At 46.8% G+C, this 26,449-nt stretch carries 18 protein-coding genes; 16 read left to right on the forward strand and 2 right to left on the reverse strand.

Annotated features, from left to right (window positions below):
• Window positions 1-66 precede the first annotated feature (66 nt).
• The 13 genes from uppS to tilS all read left to right on the forward strand — a co-directional run bounded on the left by uppS (window position 67) and on the right by tilS (window position 16,887).
• Window positions 67-894, forward strand: a complete 828-nt coding sequence (gene uppS / locus AYJ58_RS10190; protein ID WP_106650023.1) for a polyprenyl diphosphate synthase — start codon at window positions 67-69, stop codon at window positions 892-894.
• A 20-nt stretch (window positions 895-914) separates the two neighbouring features.
• On the forward strand, window positions 915-1,772 hold the full coding sequence (locus AYJ58_RS10195; RefSeq protein WP_106650024.1) for a phosphatidate cytidylyltransferase: 858 nt from the start codon (window positions 915-917) through the stop codon (window positions 1,770-1,772).
• Between the two features lie 4 nt (window positions 1,773-1,776).
• Entirely contained in the window at window positions 1,777-2,967 is a 1,191-nt protein-coding gene (gene ispC, locus AYJ58_RS10200; RefSeq protein ID WP_106650025.1) for a 1-deoxy-D-xylulose-5-phosphate reductoisomerase, read from the forward strand.
• Window positions 2,968-3,006: 39 nt separating this feature from the next.
• Complete coding sequence (gene rseP, locus AYJ58_RS10205; protein WP_106650026.1) at window positions 3,007-4,377, forward strand: sigma E protease regulator RseP; 1,371 nt, start codon at window positions 3,007-3,009, stop codon at window positions 4,375-4,377.
• Window positions 4,378-4,408: 31 nt separating this feature from the next.
• Window positions 4,409-6,892, forward strand: a complete 2,484-nt coding sequence (gene bamA / locus AYJ58_RS10210; protein WP_106650027.1) for an outer membrane protein assembly factor BamA — start codon at window positions 4,409-4,411, stop codon at window positions 6,890-6,892.
• A 64-nt stretch (window positions 6,893-6,956) separates the two neighbouring features.
• The gene (locus AYJ58_RS10215) at window positions 6,957-7,454 is read left to right on the forward strand and encodes an OmpH family outer membrane protein (protein WP_011846353.1); all 498 of its coding nucleotides are present in this window, start codon (window positions 6,957-6,959) and stop codon (window positions 7,452-7,454) included.
• A 3-nt stretch (window positions 7,455-7,457) separates the two neighbouring features.
• A complete protein-coding gene (gene lpxD, locus AYJ58_RS10220; RefSeq protein ID WP_106650028.1) occupies window positions 7,458-8,483 on the forward strand; it encodes a UDP-3-O-(3-hydroxymyristoyl)glucosamine N-acyltransferase in 1,026 nt (341 codons plus the stop codon).
• Between the two features lie 31 nt (window positions 8,484-8,514).
• A complete protein-coding gene (gene fabZ, locus AYJ58_RS10225) occupies window positions 8,515-8,979 on the forward strand; it encodes a 3-hydroxyacyl-ACP dehydratase FabZ (protein ID WP_106650029.1) in 465 nt (154 codons plus the stop codon).
• Entirely contained in the window at window positions 8,976-9,746 is a 771-nt protein-coding gene (lpxA, locus tag AYJ58_RS10230; RefSeq protein WP_106650030.1) for an acyl-ACP--UDP-N-acetylglucosamine O-acyltransferase, read from the forward strand. Before fabZ ends, lpxA begins: the two co-directional genes overlap by 4 nt.
• Window positions 9,747-9,966: 220 nt before the next feature.
• On the forward strand, window positions 9,967-11,145 hold the full coding sequence (lpxB, locus tag AYJ58_RS10235) for a lipid-A-disaccharide synthase (RefSeq protein ID WP_106650031.1): 1,179 nt from the start codon (window positions 9,967-9,969) through the stop codon (window positions 11,143-11,145).
• A complete protein-coding gene (rnhB, locus tag AYJ58_RS10240) occupies window positions 11,145-11,777 on the forward strand; it encodes a ribonuclease HII (RefSeq protein ID WP_106650032.1) in 633 nt (210 codons plus the stop codon). Before lpxB ends, rnhB begins: the two co-directional genes overlap by 1 nt.
• A 164-nt stretch (window positions 11,778-11,941) precedes the next feature.
• Window positions 11,942-15,415 (forward strand): DNA polymerase III subunit alpha, encoded by a 3,474-nt coding sequence (dnaE, locus tag AYJ58_RS10245; RefSeq protein WP_106650033.1) that lies wholly within the window; start codon window positions 11,942-11,944, stop codon window positions 15,413-15,415.
• A gap of 41 nt (window positions 15,416-15,456) precedes the next feature.
• Complete coding sequence (gene tilS, locus AYJ58_RS10250) at window positions 15,457-16,887, forward strand: tRNA lysidine(34) synthetase TilS (protein ID WP_106650034.1); 1,431 nt, start codon at window positions 15,457-15,459, stop codon at window positions 16,885-16,887.
• A gap of 281 nt (window positions 16,888-17,168) precedes the next feature.
• Here tilS and dgcS read toward each other — a convergent pair whose 3' ends face one another.
• Window positions 17,169-18,059 carry a diguanylate cyclase DgcS gene (gene dgcS / locus AYJ58_RS10255; RefSeq protein WP_106650035.1) on the reverse strand — a complete coding sequence of 297 codons (891 nt, stop codon included), beginning with the start codon at window positions 18,057-18,059 and terminating at the stop codon, window positions 17,169-17,171.
• Between the two features lie 170 nt (window positions 18,060-18,229).
• On the opposite strand from dgcS, the gene AYJ58_RS10260 reads away from it, so the two are divergent.
• Window positions 18,230-20,176 carry a monovalent cation:proton antiporter family protein gene (locus AYJ58_RS10260; protein WP_106650036.1) on the forward strand — a complete coding sequence of 649 codons (1,947 nt, stop codon included), beginning with the start codon at window positions 18,230-18,232 and terminating at the stop codon, window positions 20,174-20,176.
• A 108-nt stretch (window positions 20,177-20,284) separates the two neighbouring features.
• On the opposite strand, the gene cspE is transcribed toward AYJ58_RS10260, so the two are convergent.
• The gene (cspE, locus tag AYJ58_RS10265) at window positions 20,285-20,494 is read right to left on the reverse strand and encodes a transcription antiterminator/RNA stability regulator CspE (protein WP_106650037.1); all 210 of its coding nucleotides are present in this window, start codon (window positions 20,492-20,494) and stop codon (window positions 20,285-20,287) included.
• A 568-nt stretch (window positions 20,495-21,062) separates the two neighbouring features.
• On the opposite strand from cspE, the gene AYJ58_RS10270 reads away from it, so the two are divergent.
• Together AYJ58_RS10270 and AYJ58_RS10275 are read left to right on the forward strand one after the other, a co-directional pair.
• Complete coding sequence (locus AYJ58_RS10270) at window positions 21,063-22,922, forward strand: DUF885 domain-containing protein (RefSeq protein ID WP_106650038.1); 1,860 nt, start codon at window positions 21,063-21,065, stop codon at window positions 22,920-22,922.
• Window positions 22,923-23,189: 267 nt separating this feature from the next.
• The gene (locus tag AYJ58_RS10275) at window positions 23,190-26,411 is read left to right on the forward strand and encodes a DEAD/DEAH box helicase (RefSeq protein WP_106651797.1); all 3,222 of its coding nucleotides are present in this window, start codon (window positions 23,190-23,192) and stop codon (window positions 26,409-26,411) included.
• Window positions 26,412-26,449: the final 38 nt, after the last annotated feature.

The raw sequence follows: 26,449 nt of genomic DNA on the forward strand, positions 1-26,449 counted from the left end.
CTAGAGTTGATGCGCCGTGTAGGGGTATACTACACGGCGTTTGTCTATTTTAAAGGGCTGTATTAGATGTCATCCACAGTGGAACTTGATCCGCACCCTAGGACGAGTGAGAGTGATTTATACACTCAAACGACCTTGCCGGGACAATTACCCGAACTCGTGAAACAGTCGCTACCTAAGCATGTCGCCATTATTATGGATGGCAATGGGCGTTGGGCACAAACCCAAGGTAAGCCACGAGTGTTGGGGCATAAGGCCGGTGTTAAGGCCGTTAGAAGAGCCGTAAGCACGGCAAGCCAATTGGGTATTGAATCGCTAACGTTATTTGCATTTTCTAGCGAGAATTGGCGTAGACCCGATAAAGAAGTCAGCTTGCTGATGGAATTGTTTTTTACCGTATTACAGCGCGAAATTAAATTGCTGCATAAGAATCAGGTTAAGCTGAAGATTATTGGTGATATCAGCCGTTTTTCGGCGCGCTTACAGAAGCAAATTGCAGCTGCGCAAGAGAAGACATCAGGCAATACTGGCTTGGTTCTGAATGTTGCCGCTAACTATGGTGGCCGTTGGGACATACTTCAAGCAGCCCAAAAATTAGCGGAAAAGGTCGAAACTGGCGAAATGACCAGCAGTCAGTTCACCGAAGAAGCCTTAAGTGCACATTTGTGCATGCAAAATCAGAGTGAAGTTGATTTAATGATCCGCACGGGCGGGGACTGTCGCATCAGCAATTTTGTGCTGTGGCAGGCGGCCTATGCAGAATTGGTGTTTACCGACACCCTTTGGCCTGATTTCGATGAACAGGCTTTTCATGAAGCGATTGCCATTTTTGCAAGTCGCCAGCGCCGCTTTGGTTTGACTGGAAGTCAGATTGATGAGATGCGTGCATTGTAAAACCTCATGAGGGATTTTTTTTGCTAAAACAACGAATAATAACAGCAATTTGGTTAGTTCCATTAGTTTTGGGGGCGATATTCTTGCTCCCTGCCAGCTACTTCGCTTGGGCTTTGGTCGGCGTCTTTCTCATTGCAGCAAAGGAATGGGGAAGAATTATCGATAATCAGTGTGATGTGACTCAGTGGAGTTTCACTTGCACGGTCGGTATTTTATTGGTGGCACTGAATCTGATTGTGCCCATCGATGCGGTTTGGTTAAGCCATCAATTACACCCTATCTATTTAGCCATTCTCTATATTGGCGCACTTTGGTGGTTAGCCTCACTATTATTAGTGGTGACTTATCCTAAGAGCGCTAAGTTTTGGCAAAAAAATCCTATGTTTAAGTCCATGTTTGGACAGTTAACCTTAATCCCTTGCTTTGTCGCTCTTATCGCGCTCAAATCTATTGGTTCACAAGCTTCGCCTTATTTTGGCCCAGTATTGGTATTATTGGTGATGTTGATTGTGTGGGCTGCCGATTCTGGCGCTTACTTTGTTGGTAAGGCGATAGGTAAAACCAAACTAATGCCCGCGGTGAGCCCAGCGAAAACGCTTGAAGGCCTACTCGGTGGTTTAGCTACCACCATGATAGTGGTTGCGATTGTGATGTATTATTCGCCTGAGCAAGAACTGGGCTTAGTTGTGGCCGTGACCTTATTTGTTGCCTTAGTGTCAGCACTGGGTGATTTATCTGAAAGTATGTTTAAGCGTGCGGCCTGTATCAAAGATTCTGGCACCATTTTGCCAGGTCACGGCGGCGTGCTAGACCGCATCGACAGCCTGACAGCAGCCTTGCCGGTGTTTACCCTGATCTACATTGCATTCTGGATGTAACGCTATGCAAAATATGGTGATTTTGGGTGCTACCGGCTCTATAGGTGCCAGTACCTTAAGTGTGATCTCAGCGAATCCACTCGCTTATCGCGTGTATGGACTAGTGGCTAACGCCAGCGTCGATAAGATGCTCGCACTTTGTGTTGCTCACAGACCAAAAGTGGCGCATATGGTGGATGAAGCGGCAGCAAAACAGTTGCGTGCCGTTTTACCTGCGACGCTCAATATCCAAGTCACCACAGGCATGAATGATTTACTCGGTTTAGTGACCGCTGCCGAAGTGGATACTGTGATGGCGGCGATTGTTGGGGCTGCAGGGCTAGTACCGACGCTTGAAGCCGTAAAGGCGGGTAAGCGGGTATTACTGGCCAACAAAGAAGCCTTAGTCATGTCAGGTGAGCTGTTTATTGAGGCGACTAAGCGCTCTGGTGCTGTGCTCTTGCCTGTGGATAGTGAGCATAATGCCATCTTCCAATGTCTCCCCCAAGAAGTGCAAGCCAACCTTGGCCGTTGTGACTTAGCGGCATCGGGTATTTCCCATATTCTGTTAACCGGTTCTGGCGGGCCTTTCCTGCGCTCGGATCTTGCGACACTGGCCGCCATGACGCCAGCTCAGGCCTGTAAACATCCTAATTGGTCCATGGGGCCTAAAATCTCCGTCGACTCCGCCACTATGATGAATAAGGGCTTAGAGTTTATTGAGGCGCGTTGGTTGTTTAACACTCAGGCTGAGCAACTGAAGGTGGTTATCCACCCGCAAAGCGTGATCCACTCTATGGTGCAGTACCGTGATGGCTCAGTTATTGCCCAAATGGGTAACCCAGATATGCGCACACCGATTGCCCATTGCATGGCTTATCCGCAAAGAATTCATTCTGGCGTTGAACCTTTAGATTTTTTCAAAGTCGGACAGTTAAGCTTTTATGAACCTGATTTTGAACGTTTCCCCTGTTTGGCTCTGGCAATGGACGCGTGTGCCCAAGGGCAAGAGGCGACAACAGTGTTAAATGCTGCCAATGAGATTGCCGTTGAAGCATTTTTACAGGGGCAAATTGGCTTTACGCAAATTGCAAAAGTGAACGAAGCTTGTTTAGTGACTGTGCCTAAGCGCCCTATGGGCAGCATAGAAGATATTTTAGCCTTAGATGCGCAAACCCGCGTCTATGCGCGTGAGACCTTAGCAAGCATCGCTTAGCAATGGCTGAATGATTAAATCAATGACGTAAGGAGTGGGATGTTAGATTTTTTATGGAACTTAGGTTCTTTTATCGTTGCACTGGGCCTGTTAATCACAGCCCACGAATACGGCCATTTCTATGTCGCGCGCCGTTGTGGTGTCAAAGTCGAACGTTTCTCCATAGGTTTTGGTAAGGCGATTTGGCGCCGTGTCGGTAAAGATGGCACTGAATACGTGTTAGCCATGATCCCACTCGGTGGTTATGTCAAAATGCTCGATGAGCGCGTTGAAGATGTTCCCGATGAATTAAAAGATCAAGCATTCAATCGTAAAACCGTTTGGCAACGCATTGCGATTGTGGCTGCTGGCCCGATTGCGAATTTCATTTTTGCTATTGTTGCCTTGTATTTCATGTATTTGATTGGTGTGCCCTCACTGAAACCTGTTATCACATCGACAACGCCTGGGACAGCCGCCGCGCAAATCCAAGTTACTGAGCCCATGCAAATTACGGCCATTTCCGGTCAGGCTGTGCGTAACTGGGAAGAGGTGAATTTAGCCTTAGCGGGCCACATAGGCGATGAAAGTCTGAGTGTATCGCTGACACCTGTTAACGGTTTACAGGGCTTAGATTCCAGTGTGCGCTCTTATACTTTAGATACCCGCAATTGGCATTTTGATCCTGAAAAAGAATCACCGATTACCACTTTAGGTTTAGGGATTTATCGCCCTGAAATTGTCCCGACAATAGCTGCAATTAGCCCTGACAGCGCCGCTGCGAATAGTGAGCTGAAAGTCGGCGATACCTTAGTGGCGATAAATGGTAAAAATTATTCCGATTGGCAGGCTTTTGTTGACATTATTCAACATTCTGCCAATGTGCCTGTGAGCTTAACTGTGCGTCGCAATGGCGAGCAGTTTAACGTGGCAGTGACACCGTTAAGCAGTAAAAACGCCGATGGCCAAGAGATAGGTATGCTGGGGGTGAGCCCAACCCAAGCGCCATGGCCAGACAATATGCGTTTACAACTTGAATATGGACCAATCGATTCTTTCGGCATCGCAGCGGATAAAACATGGCAACTTGTTGCTGTGAGCTTTAAGATGATTGGCAAATTATTTACCGGCGATGTGTCGGTGAAAAACCTGAGTGGACCCATCTCGATCGCACAGGGTGCGGGCAGTAGTGCAAACTATGGTCTGGTCTATTTTCTCGGGTTCCTCGCGCTCATCAGCGTCAATTTAGGCATCATTAACTTGTTGCCTTTACCTGTGCTCGATGGGGGACACCTGCTGTATTACTTTATTGAAGTAATAACTGGTAAACCTGTACCTGAAAAGGTGCAGGAAATAGGATTCAGATTTGGGGCAGCAATACTGCTGATGTTGATGAGCATTGCGCTTTTCAATGATTTTGCCCGACTCTGAGCAAGGACAGACTAATAATTAGAAGTGCTCTATGAGATTGAATAAACTTTTTGCCTCGATGTTATTCGTCGGTGCGTCGTTTTCAGGGACTGTGTTGGCTGATACTTTCCAACCGTTTGAAGTGACCGACATCCAAGTTGAAGGTTTGCAGCGAGTTGCACTCGGTGCTGCCCTGTTAAGCTTACCAGTAAAAGTAGGTGACACTGTTGACCAGTTAAGAATTCAACAAGCGATTAAAAGCTTGTATGCATCGACTAACTTTGAAAATGTCTCCGTGAGCCGAGATGGCGGCGTATTAGTGGTGAAAGTCACTGAACGTCCCACCATCAGTGCCGTGACATTTGATGGCAACAAAGACATTAAAGACGAACAGTTACAGGAAAGTCTGGACGGTTCTGGCGTTAAAGTCGGTGAGTCGCTCGATCGCACTATGTTGACCGGTATTGAAAAGGGTCTGCAGGATTTCTACTACGGCGTGGGTAAATACGGCGCTAAAGTGGAAGCTCAAGTGATCAACTTGCCCCGTAACCGGGTTGAGCTGAAATTTAAGTTCACCGAAGGTTTAGCGGCCGAAATCCGCCAAATTAACGTGGTCGGTAATCATGAGTTCACCGATGCTGAGTTGATTGGCATGTTGGAACTTAAAGATTATGTGGCTTGGTGGGATCTGTTCGGCGAACGCCGTTATCAGAAGCAAAAGCTGCAGGCCGATCTCGAGACCATCAAAACCTATTATCACAATAAAGGTTATATCCGCTTTGAAGTCACCTCGACGCAAGTGGCGATGACGCCTGACCGTAAAGGTTTATATATCACCATCAACGTAGATGAAGGTGAGAAATATAAAGTTAAAGAAGTAAACCTGACGGGTGATTTGATGGGCCGTGAAGAGTTGATGAAATCAATTCTGCCAATCAAAGCGGGTGATATGTACAACGGCGGCGATGTGACTTTCACCGAAGAAATGTACAGCAAATATTTAGGCCGCTTCGGTTATGCCTACCCAGAAGTCAAAACGTACCCAGAAATTGATGATAAGACCAAAGAAGTGACCTTAAACATCAATGTTAAACCGGGTAAACGTGTTTACGTTCGTGCGATTAACTTCACTGGTAACACAGTGACCAAAGATGAAGTGATGCGCCGTGAACTGCGTCAGATGGAAGGGGCTTGGTTAAACTCTGCACAAGTTGAGCAATCTAAAGCGCGTCTTAACCGTTTGGGCTTCTTCGAAACTGTTGACACTGAAACCATTCAAGTGCCAGGTACCGATGATTTAGTCGATGTCGCAGTGAAAGTGAAAGAGCAGCCGTCGGGCTCATTCAACGCTGGCGTAGGTTATGGTACTGAATCAGGCCTGAGCTTGCAGTTTGGTGTGCAGCAAAATAACTTCTTAGGTACGGGTAACCAAGCTGGTGTGAGTTTGAGCACCAACAAGTACTCTAAGAACGTTAACTTATCCTATACCGATCCGTATTGGACGAAGGATGGCGTGAGTTTAGGGGGGAGCGTTTATTGGAGTGAGTTTGACGCCAATGAAGCTAACTTAGAACGTTATAAAAACAGTTCTTACGGTGTGGCATTGAACTCGGGTTTCCCGATCAATGAATACAACCGTATCAACGGTGGCATCGGCTATCGTCATAACACGATTTCTGAAATTTCCGCCTACGAGCAAGCGCGTCGTTTCTATAACATCTATCGTGATAACGATCCAAATGCGGACTTAAGTTTCGATAACTTTGAATTGAGTTTGGGTTGGTATCGTAGCACCTTGAACCGTGGCACTTTCCCAACAGACGGCTCGTCTCAGCGTTTGAACGGTAAAATGACTTCGCCAGGATCTGATTTACAGTACTTTAAGACAGACTTTGACACTAACTTCTATTTCCCTATCAATCGTAGTCAGAGCTTTGTGCTTTTGGCCCGTGGTCGATTAGGTTATGGCAACGGTTATGGTCAGTTTAACGATAACGATCAAATTCTGCCTTTCTGGGAAAACTATTACTCGGGTGGTAGTAGCTCTCTACGTGGCTTTAAGTCAAACTCGGTCGGTCCTCGCTCCTTCTATATGTATAGTGGCAGTGAACCTTGCTTCGATCCATCCGGCGATGGCTGTAACTTCCCTCAGCCGGATCCTGATAGTATCCAAGTGAGTTCTGGTCGCTCAATCGGTGGTAATGCCCTTGCGACAGCGAGCATGGAGTTGATTGTACCGACGCCATTCTTGGATGAGGCTTACACGAATTCAGTACGTACGAGTTTCTTCGTTGATGCGGGTAACGTCTGGGATACTGAGTTTGACTACGATTTTTATAAAAATAGCTTGCCAGCAGACGAGTTTGCTAAGTTACAGGACTACAGTGATCCAGCACGCCTGCGCGCCTCTTGGGGCTTAAGTGTGCAGTGGTTATCACCTATGGGTCCTATGGTGTTTAGCTTAGCGTGGCCGATTAAAGAATACGAAGGCGACCAAACAGAGATATTCTCTTTCAATATTGGCAAAACTTTTTAAAAGGCATACACTCGGCAAGTTTTGCTGACAATAACAAGGTAACAAGGAGTTTATTTTGAACAAGATGGTAAATCGCGCACTGATGACGTTAGTTTTGTTAGGCGCGCCGTTAATGGCACATGCTGAGAAAATTGCCGTAGTCGATATGGGCGCTGTGTTTGAGCAACTGCCACAACGTGAGCAGATCTCTCAATCTCTGAAGAAAGAGTTTGGCGATCGCATGGCTGATGTCCAAAAAATGCAAGAAGAAATGCGCTCTCTAATGGAGAAGCAGCAACGTGACGGTGCGTTAATGAACGATGCACAAAAAACGGAACTGGTTCGTAAAATGGAATCGCTAAAATCTGAATATCAGTTAAAAGGCAAAGCATTGGATGAAGACTTACGTCGTCGCCAAGGTGAAGAGCAAAATAAACTGTTAGTTAAAGTGCAAAAAGCCATCAACACTATCGCTGAAAAAGACCAATATGATTTGGTATTGCAACGTGGTGCAGTCATTTATGTTAAGCCTAACGCTGACATCAGTGGCAAAGTGGTTGAAGCCTTAAGCAAAGGCAAGTAATAGATGAATAGTGTGACTTTAAAAGAGCTAGGCCTGTTATTAGACGGTGATATCCAAGGCGACGAAACGCTAGTTATTAATAGTGTGGCGACCTTAGAACATGCCAAAGCGGGTCAAATCTCTTTTTTAGCCAACAGTAAATATCGCTCTCAGCTTGAGGAAACTCAAGCGAGTGCGGTGTTATTGTCAGCTAAAGATGCGCAGGATTATCAAGGTACTGCGTTAATTGTAAAAGATCCTTACGTTGGTTTCGCCCGTGTTGCCCAGTACTTGGACACTACGCCTAAAGCGGCGGTGGGTATCCATCCTTCGGCTCAAATAGACGCTTCTGCCCATATAGGTGAAGGTGTTGCGATTGGGGCGAATGCGGTTATTGGTGCGAACGTTATTTTAGGTGAAGATGTCCAGATAGGTGCCGGTGTTGTGCTTGGACAAGATGTGGTTATTGGCTCAAAAACGCGTTTATGGGCTAATGTTACCGTCTATCACGATGTGCATTTGGGGCAAAATTGTATTATCCATTCGGGTGCCGTATTAGGCTCAGATGGTTTTGGTTATGCCAATGAACGCGGCCAGTGGATTAAAATTCCACAAACGGGCGGCGTTCGTATCGGCGATCGGGTTGAGATAGGTGCGAATTCAACGGTAGATCGCGGTGCATTAGGCCATACCGAGATCCACGATGGGGTGATTATCGATAACCAAGTACAAATTGCCCATAACGATATTATCGGTGAAAATACCGCAATCGCTGGTAGTACGACTATCGCTGGCAGTGTGACTATTGGTAAATATTGCATTATTGGCGGTAGTTGTGCCATCGCAGGTCATTTGAGCATTGCCGATGGTGTGCATGTGTCTGGTGCTACCAATATTACCACTAATATGCGTGAGCCCGGTTTATACTCTTCTGCCACAGTGGCAATGGACAATAAACTTTGGCGTAAAAATACAGTTCGTTTCCGTCAGTTAGATGAACTGTTCCAGCGTGTTAAAACGTTGGAAAAAAATTTAAAAACACCAGATTAATTGCTCCAAGGCAATTTGAGGAACTCGGTTCGTGTCTAATCAAATGAACACTATGGATATTAAAGAAATACTTAAATATCTACCCCATAGATATCCATTCCTATTGATCGATCGTGTGCTTGATTACACTCCTGGTGTTAGTCTGCAGGCGATCAAAAACGTTTCAATAAATGAGCCATTTTTTCAGGGACATTTCCCGGTTCAGCCTGTGATGCCAGGCGTGCTTATTTTAGAAGCCATGGCGCAGGCAACTGGCCTGTTAGCCTTTAAAACCATGAGTAGTGATGTGCCACCTCCAGGGGTGTTGTATTACTTTGCTGGTATCGACAATGCGCGTTTTAGACGTGTGGTTGAGCCAGGAGATCAAATCCATTTTGATGTCAAAATGATTAAAGAGCGCCGCGGGATTGGCGTCTTCTACGGTGAGGCCAAAGTGGATGGTGAAGTGGTTTGTTCCGCTGAAATCATGTGTGCCCGCAGAGAGATTAGTCAGTGATAGATACATTAGCGTTTGTGCATCCCGATGCAAAAATTGGCAATAACGTCACCATTGGCCCTTGGACCTATATCGGTGCAGGCGTTGAAATTGGTGATGATTGTTGGTTGAGTTCCCATGTGGTTGTTAAAGGTCCAACGATTATCGGCAAAGGTAATCGTATCTTTCAATTCGCCTCAGTAGGCGAAGAATGCCAAGACAAAAAATACGCTGGTGAACCCACACGACTGATCATTGGCGACAATAACGTCATCCGTGAGCACGTGACTATTCACCGTGGTACAGTTCAAGATAACAGTGAAACCCGTATTGGGTCGAATAACCTGTTTATGAACTATGTGCATATCGCCCATGACTGTGTGGTCGGCGATAATGTAATCATGGCCAATAACGCTTCTATCGCGGGTCATGTACACGTGGGTGATTGGGCGATTTTAGGCGGTATGACAGGTGTTCACCAATTTGTGCATATCGGTGCCCATGCGTTTACTGCAGGGTGTTCTTTGGTGCTGCAGGATGTGCCTCCCTTTGTGATGGCGGCGGGTCAGCCGACGATTCCACGCGGTTTAAACAGCGAAGGCATGAAACGTCGTGGTTTTTCTAAAGAAAGCCAGCTGGCGGTGCGTCGTGCTTATAAAACCTTATATCGCAGCAGCTTAACAGTTGACGAAGCGATGGAAGCCCTAGCTGAAGATGCACAGAGCGATGAGCAAGTGAAATTGTTCCTTGAATTTGTAAAGTCATCGAGTCGCGGCATTATTCGCTAACTTGATGACCACACGACATCAAAAGGGCATTTTTATGCCCTTTTGTATTATTGGCTTAAGCCTATTGGGTGGTTAGACGTTGTCGTTAGTAATGTCCTTGTGCATTCAACCATCAATGAGCTTAATCATTAATTTACAGCAGTATGGCTTGGCATGATGCGTTTTAGCTGTTGTTCGCCCCGTCATCCAATGTCATTCATTCATGAGACATGATTGGTTTATGAGCAATAAAACTCCATTAGTGTTTGCCATGGTTGCCGGAGAACTCTCGGGCGATATTTTAGGCGCAGGTTTAATGGCGGCGCTGCAAAAGACTCATCCCGATGCGCATTTTGTCGGTATCGGTGGTCCCCGCATGGAAGCCCTTGGCTTTAAATCCCTGTTTGCGATGGAAGAACTCGCCGTGATGGGCATTGTTGAAGTGCTATCCCGTTTGCCTCGTTTATTAACAGTACGTGCCTCCCTGATTAAAGAGATTACCGCGCTTAAGCCCGATTGTTTTATTGGCATTGATGCACCGGACTTTAATATTGGTCTTGAGCTTAAACTCAAAGCGCGCGGCATTAAGACGGTCCATTATGTGAGTCCGTCCGTGTGGGCGTGGCGTCCAAAACGGATATTCAAAATCGCCAAGGCTACTCATATGGTGTTATCGCTGTTGCCCTTTGAGAAAGCCTTTTACGATCAGCATCAGGTGCCTTGTACCTTTGTGGGTCATACTTTGGCTGACGATATTCCTTTCCAAAGTGATAAAGCTGCAGCCCGAGCCTTGCTTGGATTAGATGCCGATGCTGAATACTTAGCGATTCTGCCCGGTTCCCGTGGTGGAGAGCTAAAGCAACTGGCTGAGCCTTTTGTGAAGGCGGCTTTACTGATTAAACAGAACTTCCCTGATATACGTTTTGTGACGCCGCTGGTGAATCAAAAACGCCGTGACCAATTTGAGCAAGCACTGAAGGATTTTGCGCCTGATCTTGAAATCCACATGATTGAAGGCCAGTCCCGTGAAGTGATGGCAGCGGCCGATGGTATTTTATTGGCCTCTGGCACTGCGACGTTAGAAGCCATGTTAGTCAAGCGTCCTATGGTGGTGGCTTATCGCGTGAGCCCGATAACCTATCGCATTGCTAAGCGCATGATGCAGGTCGAGCGTTTCTCGTTACCGAATTTGCTTGCTGGAAAAGATCTCGTCCCAGAACTTATCCAAGAAGATTGCACCCCAGAGAAAATTGCGGCGGCCGTGACCCTTGAGCTCAATCGCGATTTTGCGCCGCTCAAAGCCGAGTTTGAAGCACTACACCAAGTATTACGTCGTGATGCGAGCTTAAAAGCTGCTGAAGCGGTAATGGCGCTGGTTGAGCCTAAACACATTCAGGCTAAATCGCCGGAGGCTAATTAGTGGCAACCTATAAAAGTTTAACTGAAGCCGATTTGCTGGCCTTTTCGACGGGGTTGATTGCCGGAGTGGATGAAGTCGGTCGTGGCCCTTTAGTCGGCGATGTAGTGACTGCGGCTGTGATTTTAGATCCAAACAAGCCCATCAGTGGCCTGAATGATTCGAAAAAACTCACTGAGAAGCGCCGCGAAACCCTGTTCGATGAGATTTGTGATAAAGCGTTGTGTTATCACGTTGGCCGCGCCAGTCCTGCTGAAATCGATGAGCTGAATATTCTGCACGCCACTATGTTGGCGATGCAGCGCGCGGTTGCTGGGCTTAATATTGCCCCTGAGCTTGTGCTTGTGGATGGTAATCGTAGCCCCATCTTTATTGCTCATAATGGCGCTGGGCTTACCAGTCACAGCATCATTAAAGGTGATGGTTTAATTGCCAGTATTAGTGCTGCATCGATTATCGCCAAAGTGACGCGGGATCGCGAGATGGACGTGCTCGATGCCGCTTATCCGCAATATGGTTTTGCTAAGCATAAGGGCTATCCGACTAAGGCGCATTTTGCGGCCATCGCCGAGCATGGGGTATTTGACCAGTACCGTAAAAGTTTCAAACCCGTCAAAGCATTACTGGGACTGTGAGCGCTGATTTTTAGCATTTGACCCAAACAAGCCGAAATAGGTATCTTGAGGTTGTTTGGGTATATAGTTGCCGTTATCCTGCAAAGTCACTGGCTCTGGCTGCGTGACTTTGTTAGGCTGCTTTCTAGTTATTGTTAACCTGCTATTCAAAGATAATCCTAATTATGTCCGATCCTCGTTTTGTGCATCTTCGTGTCCACAGTGACTTCTCTATGACCGATGGCGTGGCCAAGGTTAAGCCGATTTTGGCGCAGGTGGAAGCGCAGGGAATGGCGGCTGTCGCCCTGACTGATCAAAACAACTTTTGTGGTTTGGTGAAGTTTTACAGTGGTTGCCATGGTGCGGGGATTAAGCCGATTATCGGCGCCGATTTTTGGATGCAAGTGCCTGGATTTGAAGGCGAATTATGCGCCTTGACCATCATTGCGATGAACAATGTCGGTTATCAGAATCTGACCCAAATTATCAGTCAGGCCTATTTGCGTGGCCAAGTGGCTGGCCGTGTGGTGATAGATCAAGAGTGGTTACTCACCTATAACGAAGGTATTTTGCTGTTATCAGGCGCCAAAGAAGGCGATCTGGGTAAGGCGCTGCTCAAGGGCAATGGCACACAAGTCGAATCTTTATGTGAGTTTTATCAAACCCATTTCGCCGATCGCTATTTTCTTGAACTTATCCGCACTGGACGCCCAGACGAAGAGCGCTATCTGCACATGGCTGTGGCCTTAGCGCAGGAGAAAGGGATTCCCGTGGTCGCCACCAATCAGGTGGTGTTCCTTAAACCTGAAGATTTCGATGCCCATGAAATTCGCGTCGCTATCCACGATGGCTTTACCCTTGCCGATCCTCGCCGACCTAAAAAGTACAGTGAACAGCAGTATTTGCGTAGCGAAGAGGAAATGTGTGAACTATTCGCCGACATTCCTGCGGCGTTGGCGAACAGTGTCGAAATCGCTAAACGTTGCAACGTGACGATTCGTTTGTACGAGTATTTTTTGCCCAACTTTCCGACGGGCGATATGTCCATCGAAGACTTTCTGGTCGATTGTTCGAAGAAGGGTCTTGAAGAGCGGCTCGAGTTTTTATTCCCCGATCCCCAGGTGCGCGCCGAGAAACGCGGCGAATACGATGAGCGCCTCGACATTGAACTTAAAGTGATCAACCAGATGGGGTTCCCAGGTTACTTCTTGATCGTAATGGAGTTCATTCAATGGGGTAAAGATAACGGTATTCCAGTCGGGCCTGGTCGTGGCTCGGGCGCGGGTTCACTCGTGGCCTATGCGCTTAAGATTACCGATTTAGATCCATTGGAATTTGATCTGCTATTCGAACGATTCCTCAATCCAGAGCGGGTTTCCATGCCCGACTTTGACGTCGACTTTTGTATGGATAGACGTGATGAGGTTATTGATCACGTGGCCGAATTGTACGGCCGTGAAGCGGTATCGCAAATCATCACCTTCGGTACTATGGCGGCGAAAGCGGTTATCCGTGACGTTGGCCGTGTGCTGGGTCATCCCTATGGTTTTGTTGACCGAATTTCTAAACTCATTCCACCAGAACCAGGCATGACGCTGGCGAAAGCGTTTGAGGTTGAGCCTGCACTGCAAGAATCCTATGATGCCGATGAAGATGTCAAAGATCTGATCGACATGTGCCGCAAGCTCGAAGGTGTGACCCGTAACGCCGGTAAGCACGCGGGTGGTGTGGTGATTGCACCGACAAAAATTACCGATTTTGCGCCGCTCTATTGCGACGCTGAAGGTAAAAACCCAGTAACCCAATTCGATAAAAACGACGTCGAAACTGCAGGTCTGGTTAAATTCGACTTTTTGGGTTTACGTACTTTGACTATCATCGACTGGGCACTGGAGATGGTGAATAAGGTCGAAGTCAAAAACGGTCGTCCGCCTGTGCGTATTGAAGCGATTCCGTTAACGGATCCTGCGTCGTTCCGCCTGCTGCAAAAGTATGAAACCACAGCAGTATTCCAGCTCGAATCCCGCGGTATGAAAGACTTGATTAAGCGTCTGCAGCCCGACTGTTTTGAAGACATGATCGCACTGGTTGCTTTGTTCCGCCCAGGTCCGTTGCAATCGGGCATGGTCGATAACTTTATCGAGCGTAAGCATGGGCGCGAGGAAGTATCTTATCCAGATTCTCAGTACCAGCATGAATCACTAAAAGAACTGTTATCACCGACCTACGGCATTATTCTGTATCAAGAGCAGGTAATGCAGATAGCGCAGGTGCTGTCGGGTTACACCCTTGGCGGCGCCGATATGCTCCGCCGTGCTATGGGTAAGAAAAAGCCCGAAGAGATGGCCAAGCAGCGCAGTATTTTTAAAGAAGGCGCAATCAATAACGGCGTCGACGGCGACTTGTCGATGAAGATCTTCGACTTAGTGGAAAAGTTCGCCGGCTACGGTTTTAACAAATCTCACTCAGCCGCCTATGCGTTGGTGTCTTATCAGACCTTATGGCTAAAAACCCATTATCCTGCGCAGTTTATGGCGGCGGTAATGTCGGCCGATATGGACAACACAGATAAAATTGTGACCTTGGTCGATGAATGTGAGCGTATGGGGCTACCGCTCATTCCTCCGGATGTGAACAAAGGCTTGTTCAAATTTACCGTAGATGATGATCTGCGCATTGTTTATGGCATTGGTGCCATTAAAGGTGTGGGTGAAGGCCCAGTTGAATCGATTTTAGAAGCGCGTAAGGATGGCCCCTTCGTGGATCTATTCGATTTTTGCGCCCGTATCGATTTGAAAAAGCTCAATAAGCGCGTGATTGAAAAGCTTATCTGCGCGGGCGCACTCGATACTCTTGGACCGCATCGTGCGTCTATGATGGCCACCTTGCCCGAAGCGATTCGCGCCGCCGATCAACACGCTAAAGCTGAGGCGATTGGTCAACACGATATGTTTGGTTTGCTCAACAGTGAACCCGAAGACAGTAAGCAGCAGTTTGTTGAATGCACCCCTTGGCCGGATAAAATTTGGCTTGAAGGCGAGCGTGAAACCTTAGGCTTGTATTTGACCGGTCATCCGATCAATCAATATTTAAAAGAGCTTAAGCATTACACTTCTGGCCGTTTGAAAGATGTGCATCCGACCGAACGCGGTAAAACCGCTAAGGCTGCGGGGTTAGTGGTGGCAACTCGAGTGATGCTGACTAAGCGCGGCTCGAAAATGGGCCTGTTGACGCTTGACGATAAGAGCGCGCGTCTTGAAATCATGTTGTTTACCGAAGCCTTTGAAAAGTTTAATCATCTGCTGGAGAAAGACCGCATCCTCATTTGTGAAGGTGAGGTGAGTTATGATGATTTTGCCGGCGGCAATCGCATGACGGCGCGTAACATCATTGATATCAGTGAGGCGCGAAGTCATTTTGCTAAGGCGCTAGAAATCGACATGGATGGCAGTGAGTTAACGCCATCTGCCCTCGATACCTTCGAGCAAGCCTTAAGCCCGTGGCGTAACGGCGCTGTGCCTGTTGTGATCAACTACACTCAAGCCCAAGCCAAAGGTCAGTTTAGGTTAGCCGATGCTTGGCGAGTGAATCCGACCGATGACTTGATGCTCTCGCTTGAATCGCTGCTCGGGCCAAACAAGGTGCGAATTTTATTCTAATGTTGGTGAATGTCTTAGGTGCAAACAGATGAAGTTAACCTATGTCGGTTAAGCTTGACGAGCCATTAGCAGCTGGCGATCTCAGCATGCATATCAGTGCTTTTTTGGCTGCGCAACCCTTAGCGCCTGACTGCAAGTTAGTGCTGGCTTACAGTGGCGGGGTTGATTCCGAAGTCTTAGCCTTTGGCTTAAGTCAGTTTGCGCGGCAACATCCTAAGTTTAACTATCAGTTGGTGTATGTGCACCATGGCCTAAGCGATAACGCTGATGCTTGGGCGCAGCATTGCCTTGAGCGCGGTCAGCATTATGGTTTACCCGTGACGGTTGAGCGAGTGACAGTTAATCACGGGCCCAGATTGAGCCTTGAAGCCGAAGCGCGAAAAGTGCGTTATCAAGCGATTAAACGGCATTTAAGCGCCAGTGATGTGTTGTTGACGGCTCACCATGAAGACGATCAGCTTGAGACTATCTTACTGGCGCTCAAACGTGGTCAGGGTCCTAAAGGGCTGGCGGCCATGGGACAAGTTCAAGCATTAGCGCAAGGCAGACAACTGCGGCCGTTGTTGGATATCAGCCGTGAGCAGATTGAAGCCTACGCAAAACAGCAAGGCTTAGTGCATATCGAAGATGAAAGTAATCAAGACGATAAGTTCGATCGTAATTTTTTACGTTTAGAAATAATTCCCCGTTTAAAAGCGCGCTGGCCGAGTATTGCGACAACTGCGAGTCGTAGCGCGGCATTGTGCGCCGAGCAACAGGCAACGTTGGATTTACAGGTGAGTGAACGTTTACCTTTATGGTTAACCCAAGCGCCTTACCATACTCAAAGTGTATTTAAGCTCGAGGGTTTTGCCGAGCAGTCAGCCGACTGGCAAGCGTTACTCTTGCGGGGATTTATCGAATCACAAGGTTTTGCCTTGCCCTCAAAGGTGCAGCTTAAGCAGATCATCACTCAGCTGTTAACCGCAAAAGATGATGCTAAAGTGCATATTCGAGTGGGTGAGTGTGAAATCCGCCGCTTTGCTAATCAAGTGTATTTATTTAAGTATCAAACTCACAAACGTCACACTCAGCCTGTGAGTTGGACGTTGCCACAGCATTACTTTATTTCTTTATTACAGGGAGATAGTGCCGAATTAGTCGTGTCGCCAGCGGGCATAGCAAATGGTGAGCAGATTAGGCTGATAGTGACAAAGCAAGGGGCTAGAGCCCGCTTTCCTCAGCCAGATGAAGTGGTGAGTGTGCGTTATCAACTCGCGGGGCAATATCGCTGTCATCCCCATTCCCGTGGCAAGGGCCGAGAATTAAAGAAACTATGGCAAGAGTTTGGCGTGCCGCCTTGGGTACGTGAAAAGGTTGGTTTTGTGTTTTATAACGAGCAACTGGTGATGGCGATTGGGCTCTGGGTTGAAAAAAGCTTTATTGTTGAGCAGAATGAACTAGGTTTGCAGGTGCTTCAAACTTCTATTTAAGTGCTTGTTTAAGCTTTTTTTCAAGAGCTTGTTTAAGTGCCTGTTGGCGAAGCAAGGGGGGTGGGTTGGGAGTTATCGCTGGAGTTTTTGTGAGTGGTTGCAGCATTATTCTTTTGAAGTAGGAAAGCAGCAAAGTAAGAAAGCGTAGGTCGCAGCACGTCAGTTTGATTCGAATCTTCCTTGAGATCTACCTTAAGATAGTAATCTTCCTTTTGTTTTGAACCTTCACAGATTACGCGCTGCGAGTTTGTTATCGCATTTCATTTAGCATCCTTGCGCGTCTAAACTAATTGATTTTGGCTGAGTTTATAGCAGTTACGTCCCGCGGCTTTGGCTTGATAAAGCGCCTTATCGGCAAGTTCATAAAGTTGTTCGGCTTCAATGGTATCGTGTGATTCTGCCACACCTAAGCTACAGCTCACCCCAAATTGAGTGAAACTAGTGTGCAGATTGATGGCCGAGACAATCCGTTCGCACAATAGGCCTGCCGCATGAATATTACCTTGGACAATAATCACGAATTCGTCACCACCGATACGGAAGGCTTGATCCGTATTACGTATGGTTGCACGAATGATGTCGCCAAATTCCTTCAGAATATAATCACCGCATTTATGGCCGAATTTATCATTTAGCTGTTTAAAGTTATCTAAATCGAGCACTATGAGTGCAACAGAACCTTGTTTTCTATGGGCTCTGGCGGTCGCATTGTTGATGCTTTGACTGTAGTAATGGCGATTACCTAAGCCAGTGAGCGAGTCAAACATGGCCTGCATCGACATTTCTTGATATTGCATCGCATTTAATAACGGTTGCAATAACAGCGGTTCAATATCCTGTAAGTTTGAGGCTTGTGATGGCGTTAGTGGCGTCAATAACTGGTATTGGATCGTCAGCGGCAAACCTGCACATATCAGCTGTCGTTTGACGCTGATACCATAACGTTTGCCCCAGCTGAATTTATGTTCGCCATAACTTAAGCGCACACCTTGGATCGGCAAGTGTTGTCCCAGCACTTTGCCATAGCAGGCAAAGACTGTCCTTGGATCTAAACTGGCGTGCAGTTGTTGGATCACTTGTACTAAGTCCAATGGATTATCATTGGGACTATAATGTTCTGTTTGATAGCGATATTCGTCGGGATACAGCTCGGTCGCTAGGCCAAAGTCCATAATCATCACTCCAGCAAATGTTAGTGCGATACATCTCTTACCTAGTCTAAGCAAATACCGTGCCGCAATATTTGTTAATAAAATTTGTCTTTGTTAGTCATTCAGTTAAGCTTAAAACTCAGCGTTAGTTTTTTTGACACGTCAGCATTTTGACAGGAGTCATAGCCCCAATGGAACATAGCTTTTTAATCCAAGTACTACTTATGTTAGTGATTGCCATTGTGGCCATTGCTGTGCTGCGTCGTTTGGGCCTACCCGCAATTCTGGCTTATTTACTCACAGGGGTTGTGAGTGGCCCGAGTGGTTTTCATTGGTTTACCCAGCATCAAATGCAATCTGTCGCCGAGCTTGGCGTTGTGCTGCTGATGTTTACCTTAGGCTTAGAGTTCTCTGTGCCGCGGCTGTGGGCCATGCGCCGGACTGTATTTGGCTTAGGCAGTGCGCAGATGGTGATCACGACCCTGTTGACCATGGGCGTGGCCCTATTGTGCGGCCTGAATTGGGTTGAAGCCTTGGTTATCGGTGCCGCTATCGCTTTATCATCCACAGCCATAGTCCTTAAATTACTCAATGAACAGGGATGGCTGAGGCGCCGTCACGGTGAGCTCTCTGTCAGTGTCTTATTGTTCCAGGATTTAGCGGTTGTGCCGCTGTTGATCTTATTGCCATTACTGGCCAATGGTGGCGAACCTTTGATCGTTGCGGATATCGCCTTTGCTTTGCTGAAAGGTATTTTGGCTTTTTTCCTCTTAATGGCTTTCGGTAAATGGGCACTGCCGCGGATTTTTGACGAAGTTGCCCGCTCCCGCTCTAACGAACTGTTCGTGTTATCAACGCTGGTGGTGGCCTTAGTCACTGGCGCGTTCACCCAATGGCTGGGACTATCCATGGCGCTGGGGGCATTTATGGCGGGTATGCTGCTGGGAGAAAGCCAGTACCGCCGCCAACTTGAGGCCGATATCCGGCCTTTTCGTGATCTATTGATGGGGCTGTTTTTCATCTCCATAGGCATGATGCTGGACTTTACCTTAGTGATGCGTTTCTGGTGGCAGATATTGCTGATTTTAGTGGCGGTTTTGCTTGGTAAGGCGTTGATCATTCATGGCATTTTAAGACTAGTAGGCGAGCCTTTTCGAATTTCGATGAGTACGGCCATGAGCCTAGCCCAAGTGGGCGAATTCAGTTTTGTGGTGTTGGCTTTAGCGGTTAATTATCAACTTTTAGATAATGAAATCAGTACCATGTTGGTCATGGTCGCCGTGCTTTCCATGTCGCTCGCACCTTGGTTAGTTCGCCATAGCGTGGACATTGCTAAGTGGGTGTTGGGGATCCGGCAGGCAAAACACGTAGATGAAGTCGTACCACTTTTAATGGATGAGCAAGAGCTGGTGATGATTTTCGGTTATGGTCGAGTAGGGCAGACCATAGCGCGATTTTTGAAAACTGAAGCCGTACCTTATCTGGTGATGGATCTCGATCCGACTCGTGTTTCTGAGGCACGCCGTGCTGGCGAACCGATTTATTTTGGAGACGTGTGTAAACGGGCGATTTTAAAACAAATAGGCGTTAAGCAGGCTAAGATGATCGTCATCACTTTTTGTGAATCGCGCAGTTTAGAAGAAGTCCTACCCTTATGTAAGTTATTGGCGCCAGAAGCTAAAATTTTAGTCAGAACTAAAGACGACAGTGATCTAGACTTGCTGAAAAAAGCGGGTGCCAATCAAGTGATCCCAGAATCTTTAGAAGGTAGCTTGATGCTAGTGTCACAGGTATTGCATCAATGCGGTGTGCCATTAGCGCGGATTTTAAAACGTTTAGAGTCAGAGCGGCGCAATCATTATCAATTTTTACATGGTTTTTTTTCCGGTACAGAAACCGACTTCACCTTAGAGTCATTGCATGCGGTGGCGCTACCGCGTGGCGCAGATGCGATTGGTAAAACCGTTGCCGATATTATGTGGGAAACCTTAAGAGTTGAGTTAAGGGCGATTCGTCGCAGTGGCGCCGAAGTGGAACATCCTGAGCAGGACTGGGTTTTTCGTGCAGGGGATATCTTACTGATAGTGGGTAAACCACGAAGACTTGAGAAAGCCGAGGCTAAACTCTTGCACGGCTAAAGCCAAAGGCTGGCTTTTTAGATACAGCTGAATTGCAGATATAAAAATGCCGACATAGTGTCGGCATTTTTGTCTGGAACTTGTTAACTTAAATTAGACAAAGTCTAATTACAGAATAACTACGTTCGCAGCTTGAGGACCTTTTTGGCCTTGTTCGATATCAAAAGAAACCTTTTGACCTTCAGCAAGAGTTTTAAAGCCTTCTGAAACGATTGCGCGGAAATGAACGAATGCGTCAGCGCCACCATTGTCAGGAGAAATAAAACCGAAACCTTTATCTTCGTTAAACCATTTTACTAAACCAGTAGTTTTAGACATGAATGTCTCCAAAATTTTCAAACAAATAATTCGCAATTATGCGGTATGTTAGCCAGAAATAGAATTATTTACATTGATGATAAGTTATGAGTGGAAAGCTTCATGACAGCAAAAAATATTACAGGCGTAGCGAAGGATTTCAAATACATAATATTACTTATAAATAGGTCTGAATCACAGGCCGGAGTGCAGATTAACACACTCTAGGGGTTTGTATAGCTTTATTTTGAAATACCTTTCATCTATAGAGTGGGTTATAGAAAGATATTGTGGAAGTGATGCTTTATAACTGTTTATATTCAATTGGATACGGAGCTAGTTTGAAAGTTATCGAGCGTAAAAAATATTTTGTCTGTTTGTCGCGACTGAGTGACGACAGTTTGCCTATTAGGTGTCTGTGGAAGTTGAAAGGCGACCTGAATGCCAGAGACAGGATTCAGTCACGCTTAGTTACGTTATTAAATTGTTGCTTATTTGTGTTGGTGATATTCTCGTCAGCAAAATAACAGCGTGCTTGAGCTTTAGATTCAGTGCGAAAACTGTAGACCCAATATAATAAGAAGGGAGAATGATGTTGAAAACACTACTAAAACGGATTGGACTCGGCAGCTTAGTCTTAGTGCTGTTATTCGTGGCGCTGGCCGCCCATGAATGGTTTGCGAAAAAGCCGTTTTTCTTTCGCGCGTTTCTAGACAGAAGTGTGGTCAAGATGGCTTTCGAAAGCCCTGAAACCTTGACCTCATTGGGCTTCTTAGAATCGGTAGGGATTACAGGCCATAACGCCGAGTTGGATGATGATAGTCCAGAGGCGATGGATAAGACTTTCGCGCAAGTGCGAGATCTGCGTGAAACCTTATTGAGCTATTCCGATGCGGATTTAGATGAAAATCAACGTATCTCCAAGGATATTGCCCTATATCTTGCCGATTTCGCGCTGGTTTCTGAGCCGTATCGTTACCATAACTATCCGCTTAATCAGTTGTTTGGTGTGCAAAACGGTTATCCCAGCTTTATGCAGGCGCAGCACCAAGTGCACTCGGTGGGCGATGCTGAAAACTATCTGTCGCGTTTACAAAAGGTGAAACTTAAGTTTGCGCAAACTCTCGAAGGCTTAAAAATCCGTGAAGCTAAAGGGATTATTCCGCCTAAGTTTGTGATTGAGCGGGTGCTCACCGAGATGAATGATTTTGTCGCGACGCCGATTCAAGACAATATTTTATATAGTTCATTTAAAACCAAATTGGCTGACACGGATATCAGTGCCGATGAACAAGCACGCTTATTGGCCGCCGCTGAAGCGGACATTAAAGGTTACGTGCATCCAGCGTATCAACTCTTTATTGATTATTTTTCCCAGTTACAAGCCAAAGCGGGGACGGACGATGGTTATTGGGCGCTGCCAAATGGCGACCTTGCCTATGAGCAATTGCTGAAGTTCTTTACGACCACCAACTACACAGCTGATGAAATCCATGCTAAAGGGCTGGCTGAGGTGGATCGCATTCAAAGTGAAATCATGACTATCTTAGCCGCAGAAGGTTACGATGTGAGTCAAGGTTTTTCGATCGCGATTGAAGCATTAGCCGCCGATCCTAAGTTTTACTACGAAGATAGCGATGCGGGCAGAGCGCAAATTCTGGTTGATTATCAACAGATTCTTGATGAAGTGAATGCGGGACTGGGTGATGCCTTCCGTATTAGACCCGAAGCGGGAATGGAAGTGGTGCGTATTCCTGAGTTTAAAGAGAAATCAGCGCCAGGTGCCTATTATCAGCAGCCCGCGATTGACGGTAGTCGTCCGGGGCGTTTCTATGCCAATTTATATGACATCAAGGCCACGCCTAAATACGGTATGCGCACGTTAGCCTATCACGAGGGGATCCCTGGGCATCATTTCCAAATCGCAGTGGCGATGGAGTTAGAGGGTATGCCACTTATTCGTAAGATGGCGCCTTTTACGGCGTACATTGAAGGTTGGGCTTTATATAGCGAACGTTTGGCGTGGGAACTTGGTTTTCAAAAAGATCCCTTTGATAATATCGGTCGTCTGCAGGCTGAGTTGTTCCGCGCTGTGCGTCTAGTGGTGGATACGGGTATTCATCATAGTCGTTGGACTCGCGAGCAAGCGATTGACTATATGAAGAAAAATACTGGCATGTCCGATCGCGATGTCACGGCTGAGATTGAGCGTTATATCGTTATGCCAGGTCAAGCGACGGCTTATAAAGTCGGCATGATGAAAATTCTCGAACTGCGTGAAAAAGCCAAGTTGGCCTTAGGTGATAAGTTCGATCTCAGGGATTTCCACGATGTAGTGCTTAAAAATGGTGCTGTGCCCTTGGATATCTTAGAAACACTGGTCGACCGCTACATTGCTGATAAAAATAGTACTGATGCAAAAAGTACTGAGGCTAAAGCAAAAGTTTAGCCCTTGGTTGCAACCGTTAACGTCTTGGGGGGATGCAAGGTTAACGCCTTATTTATTAATGTTTTTTGGCAATTTTAAATCCATGCCCTGCCTGCGAATAAGTCTGTTCTTTTATCTTGCAGGCAGGGTGAGTTTATCGATAGAGGTTATCATTCTGGCTTTCGGCCAAGGCTTTCAATACAATTCCACACAACTCATTGATAAATGTCGCTCGGCAATGGCTTGCTATTGTTAGGTATCGATATTTTTAAGTTTCAAGGTTTGTACATGAATCGCTTGTCCCCCCAAGAACCTATTCAATTGACTCGCACCACGATTGAGTCATTATTCACGCCGCCAACCTTAATGCGCGCCCGTGATTATGTGATGAAAGGACGGGTCTTGAGCGCCAAAGCGAATGCCGATTTTCGTCATATTGAAGGTCGCGTCATGGGGACGGAATCCCAGCCCTATCGGCAAGATATTCGCCTCGTCAGTGTGAACCATAAGTTGATCATGAACGGCTTCTGTTCATGCCCCGCCACTGGGCATTGCAAGCATATTGCCGCCGTGCTTTACAGTTTACTGAGTGATAGAACCGTTGAAGATCAACGTATTGCTCAATGGTTACATCTGCTAGACGAAAGTGATGATCTCACGGTTTCAAATGTCGATTTACTCTATGACGACCGCGTGCTGTACGTGTTATCCAAAGATGATAACGGCGTTTACCTTGAACTAAGAAAAGGTAAGCTGGCGAAGAAGGGCGGCTATAACAAAGGCTCTAAAATCGCGTTATCCGATGTGCAATACTACATGCCCGCTTGGATTAGCGCCGAAGACGTGCTCATCATCAATCTCATCATGTCGACTCGTCGTCACGGAGCCTCGCGTCTATATCTTAAAGCTCAGTTAGGTGCCATGGCGCTGGAAAAAATGCTTGTTACTGAACGGTGTTTTTGGGAAGAGAGTCGTTTACCGCTCACCCGAGGTGAACCGTTAAAGCCAGAATTCATTTGGCTGGATAAGGATGCCGAGCACAAGCAAATGCAGTTAACCTTGCCCAATAAGGACAATTGGGAGCTGATCCCCTGTGAGCCGCCGACTTATATCGATTTAGATTATTTTAAGATAGGCGCATTAGAGACAGAGATCAGCGTTGAAAAACTCTTATTACTCAGTCAGATGCCGCCAGTGCCTAGCTCACAAATTGAACTAGTGAGCCACAAACTGATTAAGCATTTTTCTGCGAAAACCGTACCTACGCCGGCTTCGATTGATTTTGTCGAGCTGCAAGTGCCGCTGCAAGTTTGGTTGACCTTAACCTCGCAGGAATTACCCGAGTTTGCTATGGCGCAGCCATTAGTGCTGCTGGAATTTGTTTATCAAGACGTGGTGCTTGGCGGCCAATATCCCGATGAGCCCTTGTCCTTAGTCACTCAGCAAGGCAAAACCTATCAAGTCGCGCGTCAACTGGATGCGGAAATGGATGCGATTAATCGTTTGATGGCATTGGAACTGGTGGAGCTGGCGCCTTCTTTTATCCCGAATAGCGGCAGTTATGCCAGTATTTGGGGGTTAGGGCCGCTGCCAGAAACCATTGATGCTTGGTTGCACTTTATCCAACAGGAAATCCCAGCGCTAGAGGTCTTAGGCTACCAAGTGCATTTTGCCGACCATTTCAGCTTGAATGTTATCGATACTCCGCTGGCGATTGAACTGGATGATACCCAAGAGGGGTGGTTTTCTCTGTCACTGAATGCTGACATCGATGGTCAAATAGTGCCTATGCTGCCCTTAATTGCCACTTGGCTTAAGCAGTATGGTGAGCCCGCCGATGATGCAGAATTACTGCTGCCCAGCCCAAATGGCGATTGGTTTAAAGTCAAAGCTAGCGTGATTAAGCCGCTGATCAGCATTATTTTAGAGCTGTTTGACAGTCACAAAGGCAATAGCGTGTCTTTGCCTAAATACCGTGCCCACCTATTAAATGATTTTGCCGACAGTGATATTCGCCTGCTTAATGGTGAACGGGTGCGCAGTTTAGCAACTAAACTTGAAAACTTTAACGGCGTGTTAGAGGTTGCAGTCCCAGACAACTTAAAAGCTGAGTTACGTCAGTATCAACAGCAAGGGTTGAATTGGCTCTGTTTTTTAAAGGAATATCAGCTTGGCGGTATTTTGGCCGATGATATGGGGCTAGGGAAAACCATTCAAACCTTGGCCTTTTTACTCAAGCAGCAAGCGCTAAAACCCGTAGGGGCTAACCATGCTCCAAGCCTCATTATTTGCCCAACGAGCTTAGTGGGTAATTGGGCGAAAGAAGCCGCGAAATTTGCACCTTCGTTAAAGCTTGTCGTCATTCATGGCGCCTTGCGTAAGCCTTTGCTCGAGCGCTTAGGTGAGTTTGATATTGTGGTGACGACCTATCCGCTGATTGTGCGCGATAGTGACTATTACCAACGGCAAGTGTTTGAACATATCGTGCTCGATGAAGCGCAGCAGATTAAAAATGCGCAGGCGAAAGTGACTCAAGTGATTAAAGCTCTTAAAGCGCCGTTTAGATTGTGTCTGTCGGGTACGCCGCTTGAAAATCACTTAGGTGAACTTAAGTCCTTGATGGACTTTTGTTTGCCCGGATTACTCGGCACGAATGCCTTCTTTAACAAATCCTTTAGGCACAAAATTGAACGTTATGGCGATAGGGAAAAAGCGCAAATCTTGAGTCAACGGATTGCGCCTTTTGTGCTGCGCCGAACCAAAGATGAAGTGGTCGGTGAATTACCCCCTAAAACCGAAATCTCCCAGAGCTTAGAGTTAGAAAAAGATCAGCGAAATCTCTACGAGAGTATTCGACTGGTGATGGAGAAAAAACTGCGGGATTTGTTTGCCTCTCAAGGTGTTGCTAGCAGCCATATCGAGTTTCTCGATGCTTTACTTAAGCTACGCCAAGCCTGCTGCGATCCGCGCTTGGTGAAGTTAGAGCAAGCGCAAAAAGTGAAGAGTAATGCTAAGTTAGACTGGCTAAAACAGAACTTGCCCGAGATGGTGCAAGAGGGGCGTAAGATATTAATTTTCAGCCAGTTCACTAGCATGCTTAGCCTGATTGAAGCAGAGCTGGTGGACTTAGGGCTCGATTACAGTAAGCTCACTGGGCAAACTCGCCTGCGCCAAGCGCAGATAGATAAGTTCCAAGAGGGCGATACGCCTGTGTTCTTAATCAGTTTAAAAGCAGGCGGCACTGGGCTTAATCTCACCGCGGCGGATACTGTGATCCACTATGATCCTTGGTGGAATCCAGCGGCGGAAAAGCAGGCAACGGACAGAGCACATCGTATCGGCCAAGATAAGCCCGTGTTTGTCTATAAGCTGATTGCCGAAGGCACAGTAGAAGAAAAAATCCAAGAAATGCAGCAGCATAAGCAAAGCCTAGCGGACAGTATTCTCGAAGGTAAAGGCAAGGGCACATGGCAAGGAAGCGCCGATGAATTGTTATCGCTCTTTAGCTAAATCGTGGCCAGTTTTTCTAAATTGATTGAATCATTTGA

Origin of the sequence: Shewanella sp. Pdp11, assembly GCF_002838165.1 — a bacterium.
Lineage (GTDB): Bacteria > Pseudomonadota > Gammaproteobacteria > Enterobacterales > Shewanellaceae > Shewanella > Shewanella hafniensis.

Bases quoted from the DNA above. Each gene is read 5' to 3' on its own strand.
- dgcS (WP_106650035.1), bottom strand. From the start codon at position 18,059: ATGGACTTTGGCCTAGCGACCGAGCTGTATCCCGACGAATATCGCTAT.
- AYJ58_RS10215 (WP_011846353.1), top strand. From the start codon at position 6,957: ATGGTAAATCGCGCACTGATGACGTTAGTTTTGTTAGGCGCGCCGTTA.
- lpxB (WP_106650031.1), top strand. From the start codon at position 9,967: ATGAGCAATAAAACTCCATTAGTGTTTGCCATGGTTGCCGGAGAACTC.
- AYJ58_RS10275 (WP_106651797.1), top strand. From the start codon at position 23,190: ATGAATCGCTTGTCCCCCCAAGAACCTATTCAATTGACTCGCACCACG.
- dnaE (WP_106650033.1), top strand. From the start codon at position 11,942: ATGTCCGATCCTCGTTTTGTGCATCTTCGTGTCCACAGTGACTTCTCT.
- AYJ58_RS10270 (WP_106650038.1), top strand. From the start codon at position 21,063: ATGATGTTGAAAACACTACTAAAACGGATTGGACTCGGCAGCTTAGTC.
- bamA (WP_106650027.1), top strand. From the start codon at position 4,409: ATGAGATTGAATAAACTTTTTGCCTCGATGTTATTCGTCGGTGCGTCG.
- cspE (WP_106650037.1), bottom strand. From the start codon at position 20,494: ATGTCTAAAACTACTGGTTTAGTAAAATGGTTTAACGAAGATAAAGGT.
- AYJ58_RS10260 (WP_106650036.1), top strand. From the start codon at position 18,230: ATGGAACATAGCTTTTTAATCCAAGTACTACTTATGTTAGTGATTGCC.
- ispC (WP_106650025.1), top strand. From the start codon at position 1,777: ATGCAAAATATGGTGATTTTGGGTGCTACCGGCTCTATAGGTGCCAGT.
- uppS (WP_106650023.1), top strand. From the start codon at position 67: ATGTCATCCACAGTGGAACTTGATCCGCACCCTAGGACGAGTGAGAGT.
- lpxD (WP_106650028.1), top strand. From the start codon at position 7,458: ATGAATAGTGTGACTTTAAAAGAGCTAGGCCTGTTATTAGACGGTGAT.
- rseP (WP_106650026.1), top strand. From the start codon at position 3,007: ATGTTAGATTTTTTATGGAACTTAGGTTCTTTTATCGTTGCACTGGGC.
- tilS (WP_106650034.1), top strand. From the start codon at position 15,457: ATGTCGGTTAAGCTTGACGAGCCATTAGCAGCTGGCGATCTCAGCATG.